This is a genomic window from Castellaniella defragrans (genome assembly GCF_014203015.1).
Classification (GTDB): Bacteria; Pseudomonadota; Gammaproteobacteria; order Burkholderiales; family Burkholderiaceae_B; genus Castellaniella; species Castellaniella defragrans.
Map to the genome: position 1 here is coordinate 1 of NZ_JACHIB010000042.1, position 1,293 is coordinate 1,293.

Here is a 1,293-nt window from a genome sequence, read left to right on the forward strand (position 1 = left end):
TGGCCCAGTCCGATGAATCCGATGGTGCTGCTCATGTGTGTCTCCTGTGATGATGCGTGGAATTCTTGTGGCTGCCCGGTCCCGCGGGTGTGCGGCCGTGGGTTGCGGTCGTGGGTTGCGGTTGTGGATGCGCGGGCTGCCGGGGGCGATGCGCGCGGCCCGCGATCGCGGGCCGCCGGCTCAGCCCTCCAGGTCCGCCAGCGGATGGGACTCGCTCTTGGGCCAGGGCGGACGGAAGAAGCGTTCGACCCAGTGGCTGTCGGCCTGTTCGTGCGTGGCCGGCAGCCACTGCGGCGACTTGTCCTTGTCGATCAGCAGGGCGCGGATGCCTTCCTGGAAATCCCCCTGGACCGTGCAATGCAGCGAGACCACGTATTCCTGGCGGAATGCGTCGGCGAGCGACAGGGGACGCATCCGTGCGATCAGCGTGTAGCCCAGGCGCGCCGATCCGGGCGAGCCGGCGGCGAAGGCCGCGGCGGCGCGCGCGAGCCAGGGATCCTCGTGGTCGGCCCAGGCCAGGAGCCGGGCGCGGATCTCGTCGAAGTCCGCGCGGTCGCAGGCCGCCCGGATCTCGTCGAAACGGATCTGCAGCGGGCCCGGCGACTGCGCCGGTCCGGAATCGCAGAGGCCGTCGAGGACGTGGTCCACCTGGCGCGCATGCGCCTGGGGATCCGCGCTCCAGTCGGCGGCCGCCAGGGCGGCCCGCAGGTCCTCCAGGCGCGTGGATCGGCAGACCCGGTCGGCCAGCCCCAGGCGCATGCAGTCCGACGCGCCCAATTGCGCGCCGGTGAGCGCCAGGAATGTGCCGATGCCGCGCGGCAGGCGGCTGAGCATCCAGGTGCCGCCTACGTCCGGGTACAGGCCGATGGCGATTTCGGGCATGGCGAAGCGCGTGGTCTCGGTCACGATGCGATGGCTGGCTCCCATCATGAGGCCCACCCCGCCGCCCATCACGATGCCGCTGCCCCAGCAGATCAGGGGTTTGCGGTAGCTGTGGATCAGGAAGTCGAGCCGGTATTCGGTCTCGAAGAAGCGCCGGGCGTAGAGATTGTTCCAGGCCTGGCCGCTGCCGTTTTCGAGTATGGCGCGGTACAGGCTGTGCAGGTCGCCGCCGGCGCAGAAGGCCTTGCCGCCTGCGCCTTCGAGCAGGACGGCCGCGATGGCCGGATCGTTCTGCCAGGCCCGCAGGCGGTCGTCCAGCAGCCGGCACATGGGCAGCGACAGGCCGTTCAAGGTGCGCGGGCTGTTGAGCGTGGCCACGCCGATGCGCCGCCCGCCGCCCGCGGGAAGCTC

The 1,293-nt window shown here is 70.8% G+C and carries 1 protein-coding gene; it reads right to left on the reverse strand.

Translation table 11 applies throughout. The features are described from left to right. Positions 1 to 180: 180 nt before the first annotated feature. Positions 181 to 1,293, reverse strand: a 1,113-nt coding sequence (locus tag HNR28_RS18055; RefSeq protein WP_184143107.1) for an enoyl-CoA hydratase/isomerase family protein, incomplete at its 5' end; no start/stop codon positions are given.